Source organism: candidate division KSB1 bacterium (assembly GCA_022566355.1).
GTDB lineage: Bacteria > Zhuqueibacterota > JdFR-76 > JdFR-76 > DREG01 > JADFJB01.
The window spans coordinates 1-9,872 of the sequence record JADFJB010000150.1 but is presented as its reverse complement, the minus strand read 5'-3'; the positions used below and the strand labels follow the sequence as shown (position 1 = coordinate 9,872).

The 9,872-nt window shown below is 42.8% G+C and carries 11 protein-coding genes; 6 read left to right on the top strand and 5 right to left on the bottom strand.

Annotated elements, in window-relative coordinates; genetic code table 11:
• Nucleotides 1–276 precede the first annotated feature (276 nt).
• From IIC38_18570 to IIC38_18545, 6 genes are all read left to right on the top strand, one after another.
• Nucleotides 277–975, top strand: a complete 699-nt coding sequence (locus tag IIC38_18570; protein MCH8127931.1) for a hypothetical protein — start codon at nt 277–279, stop codon at nt 973–975.
• Between the two features lie 32 nt (nt 976–1,007).
• Entirely contained in the window at nt 1,008–1,310 is a 303-nt protein-coding gene (locus IIC38_18565; GenBank protein MCH8127930.1) for a HigA family addiction module antidote protein, read from the top strand.
• A 221-nt stretch (nt 1,311–1,531) separates the two neighbouring features.
• A complete protein-coding gene (locus tag IIC38_18560) occupies nt 1,532–1,702 on the top strand; it encodes a type II toxin-antitoxin system RelE/ParE family toxin (GenBank protein MCH8127929.1) in 171 nt (56 codons plus the stop codon).
• 21 nt (nt 1,703–1,723) lie between these two features.
• Nucleotides 1,724–2,029 (top strand): HigA family addiction module antidote protein, encoded by a 306-nt coding sequence (locus IIC38_18555; protein ID MCH8127928.1) that lies wholly within the window; start codon nt 1,724–1,726, stop codon nt 2,027–2,029.
• Between the two features lie 62 nt (nt 2,030–2,091).
• Entirely contained in the window at nt 2,092–2,304 is a 213-nt protein-coding gene (locus tag IIC38_18550) for a YdeI/OmpD-associated family protein (protein MCH8127927.1), read from the top strand.
• 431 nt (nt 2,305–2,735) lie between these two features.
• Nucleotides 2,736–4,343 carry a DUF2235 domain-containing protein gene (locus tag IIC38_18545; GenBank protein MCH8127926.1) on the top strand — a complete coding sequence of 536 codons (1,608 nt, stop codon included), beginning with the start codon at nt 2,736–2,738 and terminating at the stop codon, nt 4,341–4,343.
• A 225-nt stretch (nt 4,344–4,568) separates the two neighbouring features.
• On the opposite strand, the gene IIC38_18540 is transcribed toward IIC38_18545, so the two are convergent.
• The 5 genes from IIC38_18540 to IIC38_18520 form a co-directional block, all read right to left on the bottom strand.
• A complete protein-coding gene (locus IIC38_18540; protein ID MCH8127925.1) occupies nt 4,569–5,222 on the bottom strand; it encodes a dienelactone hydrolase family protein in 654 nt (217 codons plus the stop codon).
• A gap of 292 nt (nt 5,223–5,514) precedes the next feature.
• A complete protein-coding gene (locus tag IIC38_18535) occupies nt 5,515–6,465 on the bottom strand; it encodes a ring-cleaving dioxygenase (protein MCH8127924.1) in 951 nt (316 codons plus the stop codon).
• A 41-nt stretch (nt 6,466–6,506) separates the two neighbouring features.
• The gene (gene argH, locus IIC38_18530; protein MCH8127923.1) at nt 6,507–7,889 is read right to left on the bottom strand and encodes an argininosuccinate lyase; all 1,383 of its coding nucleotides are present in this window, start codon (nt 7,887–7,889) and stop codon (nt 6,507–6,509) included.
• 205 nt (nt 7,890–8,094) lie between these two features.
• A complete protein-coding gene (locus tag IIC38_18525; GenBank protein MCH8127922.1) occupies nt 8,095–9,348 on the bottom strand; it encodes an argininosuccinate synthase in 1,254 nt (417 codons plus the stop codon).
• A gap of 384 nt (nt 9,349–9,732) precedes the next feature.
• On the bottom strand, nt 9,733–9,872 hold a 140-nt coding region (locus IIC38_18520; protein MCH8127921.1), incomplete at its 5' end, for a hypothetical protein.

Sequence of the window (9,872 nt, the reverse complement as noted above, 5' to 3'; positions counted from 1 at the left end):
AACAACTGCAGAGTTTTGGATTGGTCTTCAAAACAATGTCGATATGTGGGACACCTTAAAAGCTCGTAAAGATGAATACGACCAAATAAGCCCGTTAAAAAAGGAAGTGGCTTGATAAATGCATTTAATCGAAAGAAAACAAAATGCCATCAGGATTAAAAAGACCGAGTTACCCAATGCCGGAATTTATCAGAGCTGCTCTTGTTGAAAAGAACCTGATGGAATCGTATCAGAATAACCCAACATAAATGCCAACAAAATTAACTTCGAGGAGCTATGAAAATTGATTTGTTGATTGATGTCTGTAGCAAACACATACTTGCGGAAAATATGAATGCGGTTTTAAGAGAACCGTATATTCCATATTTTCCTGATCATTGGAATGACATACTTGTATTAGCGGAGTCGCAAAATTTGTCGAATACTAATTCACAATATGTAAAAGATTTGAAGAGTCTTTCTGCCAAGGATAGATTTTGTCGGCTGAAAGGTCCCTTCAATATTGGAATTCAACCCTGGGACGATGGATCCTTGAAACTAGCTATTGAAGCATCTTTTAATAAAAGAGCTGACTACACTGCTGTATCAAATGCCATATTGTGGTCTCAAGTTGATGATTTTGGAAATAATCAAAATCCATCTAATGATCTGATTGCTTTTTCTATTAATTTATGGGCTGATCTTTTACAGATTATTAAACCACATTATGTCATAACATGTGGTAATTATGCTCATCATGTAATTGGAAAAATAAATCAAATGTTAAAAAGTTCATGGAGAAACGTTCAATTACGTCTTCCGGCAAGGACAGCAATGTCTAGAATATCTAATATGTTTCCAGAAAAGGACTTGCTTAGTAGATATCCCGAAGTCGACAAAGTCGTCCAAAAACATCCAGAATGGTTAGAAGGTGGATATCGACAAAATAAGATATTTTTCGCTTGTCATGCAGTGAGTATAATAAAAACAATATGATGACAATAGTTGATTATCATTAGGAGAAAAACATGACTTCTAAAAAAATGACACCTTTACATCCAGGCGAAATCTTACAGGAAGAATTCTTAAAACCCATGAATCTTAGCCAAAATCGCCTCGCTCTTGATATCCGGGTTCCTGCGCGTAGAATCAATGAAATTGTACACGGCAAGCGTAGAATAACGGCGGATACTGCCTTGCGATTGGCCAAATATTTTGATATGTCAGCTCAATTTTGGCTGGGACTACAAATGGATTATGACCTGGATGTCGCGGAAGATCAAATAGCCGACCGCCTTAATAAGGAAATTCAAACGTATCAACCAGCGTAATCCGGACCAAATCCACTTTCTACTTCCGGTAAAGATCATCTAATGTCATAATTTAATGTAGGGGCAAGATTTATTTTGCAATGGATACCATTGCATATTACATTAGTTCATGATAAAAAACTTTAAGCAGTCATGGCTTGAAGAATTTTGGAATTCTGGAAAACATAAACGTGTTCCAGTTCATCTACAAAAAAGGCTGATTCGAAAATTAGATATGATGAATTGTACAAATCAAATTACGCGACTTGAGTTCGCCACCGTCCAACCATCTTCACCCTTTGCATGGCGACAAGAAAGGAAAGTGGGCAATTTCGGTCAGTGGTCCCTGGCGCTTGTATTTTAGATTTGCAGATGGGGATATCTTTGACACCGAGTTGGTTCAATATCATTAACAAAATAAGAAGAGGTAATAGATGATACCGAAAAATAGGCGACCAACACATCCTGGTGAAATACTGAGATTCGAATTTCTTGAACCTCTAAAGTTAACCCAACAGCAACTTGCCGATGCTATCGGAGTAACACGAGTTCGAATCAATGAAATCATTCTCGGCAAGCGCTCCATCACTCCCGATACTGCTTTTCGACTGGCAAAATTATTTGATACAACTGCAGAGTTTTGGATTGGTCTTCAAAACAACGTGGATATGTGGGACACCTTAAAAGCTCGTAAAGATGAATACGACCAAATAAGCCCGTTAAAAAAGAAAGTGGCTTGATAAAATGCATTTAATCGAAAGAAAACAAAATGCCATCAGGATTAAAAAGACCGCGTTACCCAATGCCGGAATTTATCAGGCCGGCTCTTATTGAGAAGTACCTGATGGAAGCATATCACAACCGTCCGGCATATCAGCAAAATGAAACTATTGGCTGGATTACTCGCGCCAAGCGACTCGAAACCAAAGAAAAACGACTGCAACAAATGCTTGACGAACTCGCAAGCGGCGATAGATATATGAAAATGAAATATCATGCAAAACTAAGTCTATAATAAAAAATCTCTCCACCATTTTCTCTTTTCAGAAAAATTCGGATGAGATTCTGCCAGAGCTTGCACTCACAGCCCAATGCACCGTATATTATTATAAAACTTCTAAAAATAATCCTTGTGCATCAAAATAAAACATTATAACTTGCTATCATTTATGAAAAACTATTGAACATTTACTATGGTATAATTTCAAATTAAATTCAATCATGAAGGAAACAGAATAGGAGGAATATTTCAGAATTCGCAAAAACACACGCAGATTCAATGAGAAATTGAGATGTCTTATTGGAAGAAATAGTTCAGTTACGAATCCGGAGATCCGGATTTCGGAACGCATAGCTTAATTGCGTTATTTAATGAAGCTCTTACATTGGGTAAATCCAATGAATGGCCCGTTTGGGAGGAGTATCAACAATATGTAGGAGGATTCTATGAAAGAAAGAAACATCGTTTTAATGGCAGACGGCACTGGTAACAAGGGCGGAACTACGCCGTCAAGCAATGTCTACAATATTTACAACGCCATCGAGTTGCGCGGTGGTAACCAAATCACGTTCTACGACAATGGTGTCGGCACTTCGAGCAACAAATATTGGCGCGGGTTATCCGGTGCAGTTGGTTTTGGATTCAAAAGAAATATCCGTGATCTTTACGAGTATCTTGCACGCAACTACAACCCGGGAGACAAGGTTTTTATTTTCGGCTTCAGCCGGGGCGCCGCTACAGTGCGGGCATTTTCCGGACTCCTGGCCGCCTGCGGCCTCGTCGACGGCAGGAAGCTAAGCCTCGAGGAATTGGAAGGCCGCAGCAAAGAAGCTCTCAAAATTTACAAAGACAGCAAAGGGGATCCTTCCAGGGGGAATCCCTCCTTTGGAGAACATGGCGTAATTCCAGTCAAGTTCATTGGCGTCTGGGATACAGTCGCCGCCCTGGGTTTTCCCCAGGGAGGGAACTACCCGGGGATTGGCATGTGGGTGATAGACTTAATTTTAAAAGCACTAAGCTGGGTCTCGGACCGTTTAATTCCTCACCGGTTTTATAATTACGAACTCACGGACAATGTTGAATATGCCTATCAGGCGCTTGCGATCGACGATGAAAGAAAATCCTTCCTGCCTTTAGTCTGGGACGAATACAAAAGCAGCACCAAAGTAGAACAGGTGTGGTTTTCGGGCGCTCATTCAAACGTGGGTGGTGGATACCGGAGGGCCGGTCTGGCAAACGTAGCCCTGGATTGGATGATGTCCCGGGCAGCCGAATGCGGACTTAAATTCAAGAAGGACGCGGCTGAAGAAGTACATAGTAACGCGAATGTCCACGGCCGGTTATACAACTCGAGGGACGGCGGCGCCGTCTACTTCCGCTACCAGCCACGGGATATCGAAAAACTCTGTAGGCCCAAGTTGCAGGGTAAGGTCAAAATTCATCGCAGTGTCCTTGAAAGGATGAAACGGAAATCGGGAAATTACGCGCCGGGGCAACTTCCGTATGAATTCGATCTGGTCGACTCCCCTGTTGACAGTCCCACGGAACGTGTGACTGCAGCGGAAACCGAAAGTATCTGGCAGGCCTGCCGCAAAAAAGTCAAAAGATGGGTTTTTTGGCGGAAATGGTGCTATGTATTCTTCCTGGAGTTCACGCTTTTTGTCGTCATCAGCGCCATAGTGCTCTGGAACCAGGATATCTCGAAGGTTGAGGTCGATGTTCTTCAAGAGTTGTTAACGATATGTTCGGAGAATAATCCCTACGATAAATACCTTAATTGTGCGGCAATTGTCGAGCACTTAGAAAAGCTTATTGTTTCAGAACCCGCCGGGACGCTTGAAGGGTTGATGGGTCACATTGCCGACGTTTTATACTATGTCTTGCCGTCACTCTTCGAAAACCTGGTAACTGTGGCTGTTGTTCGGCATCCGATTATTTTTGGATTGGCTGTATTGTTCCTTTTGGCGCTTTGGTTTGCACGAAGTAAGTTTGTTAAATGCAACGTTAAAGCCAGTGAAGCTGCCCGCAAAACCGTTGTAAATACCAATACCTAGACAAAGGTGAAAAGCGGATCAGGTGAAGGTAAAGAATCAAACGACCTTTCTTTAGAGTGAGCCTGAACATAGCGTTGTGAGATCATACCGATCAGTTTGAATAGTCTAATTGGCTGAGGTGGGGATTTCTCCGCCTCTATTCAATTCGCCAGTTGGTGGTTATCAACACGCCGCTTCACGTCTAATCCTATATCGTAAGAATTCTTTCTTAGTCAATTTTTTTGCTTAAACAGAATTTAGCACAGAACTCATCATTCCCTGCACAACATCAATCTCATCCTGGTTGATGGTATGCTCCATGTTTGGGTATAATCGTTCGGTCACTTCGCCACCCAGCTCTTGAAGTATTTTTGCGGTTTCGCTCACCCTTTCTTTGGGAACGTGGAAATCCACATCACTGCAGCCCAGGAAAACCGGAGTGCCAGCCAAAGAACCGTTGTAATTCCGGGGTGTACCCTCCGGTCCGATTAAACCTCCGCTCAGTCCGGCCACACCGCCATAGCGCCGGGCATTTCGGGCAATAAATTCCAGGCTTAAACAGGCGCCCTGGGAAAAACCCAAAAGCATGACTTTTTCCGGCGGAAAACCTGCCTGGCTTAATTGGGCTAAAACATCGGCAATTGTCTGAAGCCCTGACGAAATACCAGGCTCGTTCTGAGAAACAGGCGCCATAAAACTTTGCGGATACCAGGTATTGCCATTGGCATTTGGGGCGAGGTAAGCGAAATCGGGCTGGTCGAGTTCCGGTGCCAAAGTGAGAATATCCTGGGCATCCGCTCCCCTGCCATGCAGCAGTATCATCGCAGCTTTGGCGTCTTTTAGAGATGCTCCACTCTGGATGACAGGTTGGTTTTGATGGGGGTTTGTTTTAGTATCCATAGTTTGTTACGCCTTGTAAAATAGTGGATAATATTTAAAATTCTAATCTCGAAACTCGAAACAAATCCTAATGATTTAAATCTTGAGTTCATTCTAAAAAGTTGGAATACCGATTCCATCGCTCTCATAAGTATTTGTTTTTATGTATCAAATTTTTATTAGAAAAGCGATTGAATCGGTTTTTAGAGTAGGCTCAATCCTTAAAATATTAAACCACTATAATTTTTAGCATCGAGACTTATAAAACTGGTATTCAAAATTTGTGTAGAAATTAACTATTCGGATCTCGAACTTATCTTTTACCCGGCAGTGTAATCGGCAGCAGATTCTCTTCAATAACGGAACGTTTCTCTTCCAGCCAGTCAGGTAATTTTAGATCGGTTCCTAGCTTTTCGATTTCTTCATCTACTGTAAATCCCGGTGGATCGGTTGCGATTTCAAACAAAACTCCGCCAGGTTCCCGAAAGTAAATCGAATGGAAATAAAATCGATCCATCACAGGTGTAACTTCATATCCGACCTGCAGCAAATAATCTCTAATATCTAGTTGCGAATTTGCATCCGAAATTCGCCATGCCACATGATGTACTGCGCCCACTCCCATAATTCCCGGTTGTGCATCCGGCAGACTTAAAATATCCACAAAAGTCCCCGGACCCCTTTCTCCCGATGCAAGTCGAAGCCGGTTGCCAGACTCATTGACCTTATGGAAACCCAAATGGGTTTCCATCAATCCGGCCGTCCGTTCATAGCCTTCTTCGGATAACGTGACATGATAAAACCCACGGATTGAGTTCTCAAGCGGAATTTGGCCATTGTCCCACCCCGCACGGGATTCTGTCGCCGAGCAAACCAGTTCAAGCTCAATTCCATCCGGATCGTGAAATGTTAAAACCTCTTCATCAAAACGGCTGCCGGGGCCTTTAAAATCGATATCATGTTTATTAACCCTGTCTATCCAATATCCCATTGCGCCAGCCGGAATCGAAAAAGAAGTAACAGTTAATTGGCCGACTCCCACCCGGCCATGCCTTGCCTTTGAAGTCCATGGGAAGAAAGTCATGATCGTACCCGGGCTGCCGTTTTCATCCCCGTAATAAAGATGATAGGTATACAAATCATCAAAATTGACCGTCTTTTTGACCATGCGCAAACCCAAAATACCGACATAAAAATCAACATTCTTTTGCGGATCACCGGCAATGGCAGTAATATGGTGAATTCCATGGGTTTTGGGTTCCATATCAGTGCTCAATAGATTCTCCTCGTATTCTTGTGCAGGATTTATTCTACTAATTCCTTCGCCATAGCCAACTGCTTCCGAACAGCTGCCGGACCCGTCCCTCCAACTATATTTCTCGCTTGCAGACTCGCCTCGATATTGAGACATTCATATAAATCTTCGTCAAACAATTCTGAATAATTTCGATAAGAAGCTAAATCCAACTTCTGCAAAGACGTTTTGCTATCGATACTCTTTTTTACAATTTGTCCCACCACATTGTGCGCTTTCCTGAATGGCAATCCTTTACGGGTCAAATAATCTGCTAAATCGGTTGCCAGCAGCAAATCGTCCAAAGCCTGTTTCATTTTCTCCGCATGAAATTTTGCTCCCTGCAAAGTACCTGTAAAAATTTTAACTGAAGATTTTGTAGAATCGATTGCACCAAAAAGTGCAGGCTTATCCTCTTGTAAGTCTCTTGCATAAGTAAGCGGCAGCCCCTTCAATAAATTTTGTAGCGTACTCACATAACCAACCACACGTGCAGTTTTCCCCCTGATCAATTCAAGTGAATCCGGGTTCTTTTTCTGCGGCATCATGCTGCTGCCCGTAGTAAAACTGTCGGATAACTCAACAAAGTCAAATTCCTTGCTGGACCATAAAATCATATCTTCCGCATATCGACTCAAATGCAGCATGATCATTGAAGCCGAATAAACCGTATCCAACAGCACATCCCGATCACTTATCGCATCGATACTGTTTTGCGAAATGCTGCCGAAGCCTAATTCTCTGGCAATGGCCTCACGATTCACCGGAAAAGCGCATCCTGCCAGGGCACCACTTCCTAACGGTAGGACATCACATCTTTCCAGTACCTGCTGTAGTCTCCGGCGATCACGTTGTAAAGGCCATAATAATGAGAGCAAATAATGAGACAATAAAATCGGCTGCGCCTGCTGCAAGTGGGTATAGCCAGGCATTACAACATCGATGGAATCTTCGGCTTTTTGAATCAAGACTCTTTGTAATTGCTGCAATGCTGAATCCAATTCCGGCAGTTCTCTTTTAAGATATAGAAAAGTGTCGGTTATTACCTGGTCGTTACGGCTGCGGCCGGTATGGATTTTCGCACCGGCATCACCGGTAATCTCTGTGAGCCGGCGTTCAATAGCCATGTGAATGTCTTCATCTAATGGTTTAAACTCGAAAATCTCATTTTGAAATTCGGTCTGAATTTGTTCCAATCCTACCCGTACTTCCTTAAGTTCCTTTTCTGAATATATATTAATTTTTTCTAATGCTTTTGCCCAGGCACGGTTGACCGCAAGATCTTCACGCCATAAACGCCAATCCACGTTTATCGAGCGGCTGAATGATTCCATCTCAGGATTGGTTTCAGAATCAAATCGTCCGGACCAGGCTTTAGTTGGATTTTTTTTCATATCTGACAACAATCATTTTATTTCTATTAGATTCCGCATCAAGCACGAAATTACAATATATCCTGCATCTTTAATATTAGCTGCTAGTACCTTTAGTTCACTTTAGGCACTTTAGGCACTTTAGGCACTTTAGGCACTTTAGGCACTTTAGGCACTTTAGGCACTTTAGGCACTTTAGGCACTTTAGGCACTTTAGGCACTTAATTTAATCTCTCTTAAACTTGCTGTAATCAGGCTGGTGGTACTCGCTTTTCCCTGTCCCTTCGATATCGATCAAAGCTTTCACCTTAAGCGGCAATCCGAAAATATTGATAAATCCCTCAGCATCCTGCTGGTTATAAACATCCTCTTCACCAAAGGTTGCATAATCTTCCCGGTAGAGAGAATAGGGCGACTGACGGCCTTCCACAATCACATTACCTTTGTACAATTTAAGACGAACCGAGCCCGTTACCCTCTCTTGCGTATGCTCAACGAAGGCATCAAGCGCCTGTCTTAAGGGAGTGAACCACTGGCCGTAATAAACCAGTTCCGCATATTTAGGTGCAATACTCTCTTTAAAATGCATCAATTGACCGGCAAGGACAAGACACTCCAATTCCTGGTGCGCTTTATACAATAATGTTCCACCAGGTGTTTCATATACGCCACGCGATTTCATACCAACCAATCGATTCTCCACCATATCGATTCTGCCAATGCCATTTTCGCCGGCGCTTCTGTTCAGGCGTTCAAGTAATTCGACAGGATCAAATTCGATGCCGTCAATTTTCGTTGGGACGCCTCGCTCGAAATCAATGGTGAGAATTGTTGGCTGGTCCGGCGCTTCTTCCGGAGAGATGGAAAGCCCGTAAACATCACCAGGGGCACTTTGCCAGGGATCCTCTAAGCCACCGCCTTCACTGCTGCGGTGCCAGATATTTTGGTCATGACTGTAAATTTTATCCGGTGTTGCAGTAATGGGAATATTATGTTCATGAGCATAACGAATTGCATCTTCCCGGGAACGGATATCCCATTCACGCCAGGGAGCGATCACACGAAGCGTCGGATTCAGCGCTTTATAGGTGAGTTCAAATCGCACCTGGTCATTGCCTTTTCCGGTACATCCATGACACAACGCATCAGCATTTTCTTTCTCCGCAATTTCGACCTGTCTTTTTGCGATCAATGGGCGGGCAAAGGAAGTTCCTAACAAGTAATGACCTTCGTAAACGGCGCCTGCTTTCATGGTCGGATAAATAAAATCGACGATAAATTCTTCGCGAAGATCCTCAATATAAACTTTACTGGCTCCGGTCGCGAGCGCTTTTTCTCGTAAGCCATGTAACTCCTCTCCCTGGCCAAGATCTGCTGCCACTGCTATTACTTCACAGCCATAGTTTTCCTTCAGCCATGGGATGATAATTGAAGTATCCAATCCTCCCGAATATGCCAAGACTACTTTTTTTACATCCATTTCTGCCTCATGATAGTTGAATTGATAATTTTACATGGCAAGTTAGTTGTTTTAGGATAAACAATTCAAATTTAAATTGCACGGTTGAATTTTTGCAGGAGGAGATTTTTGGTTATAATAATCTGAGAACTAACATATGCAATGCATCAACCGTGTTGATTCTCCTAAATTATGACTAAAACAGAATGCGATAGGTGAAACAGAGAGCGGGAGAATAAAAAGAAAAAAGAAAAGAAACTGTCAACATTTTTCAAGACGACACTGGTGGAATCCGTTATCCGGTATCCGGCATCCAGTATCTAGCATCCGGCTTCCTCCCAATAAAAAAGGGCCATCTTAAATCTGACGACCCTTGAGTGTAAAACCTCCTTGTTGTCGTGGGGATTATTGCGCCGCTAATGCATAGCGTGAAAAATGCGGCAGCTTGGCTTTTACAATCTCGATTTCACCCCTTCTTATATTTACGTTCAGTTTTTTCCAGGTCATTTTCTCCCATTTGCCATCTTCCGTGTCGTAGTAAAGGC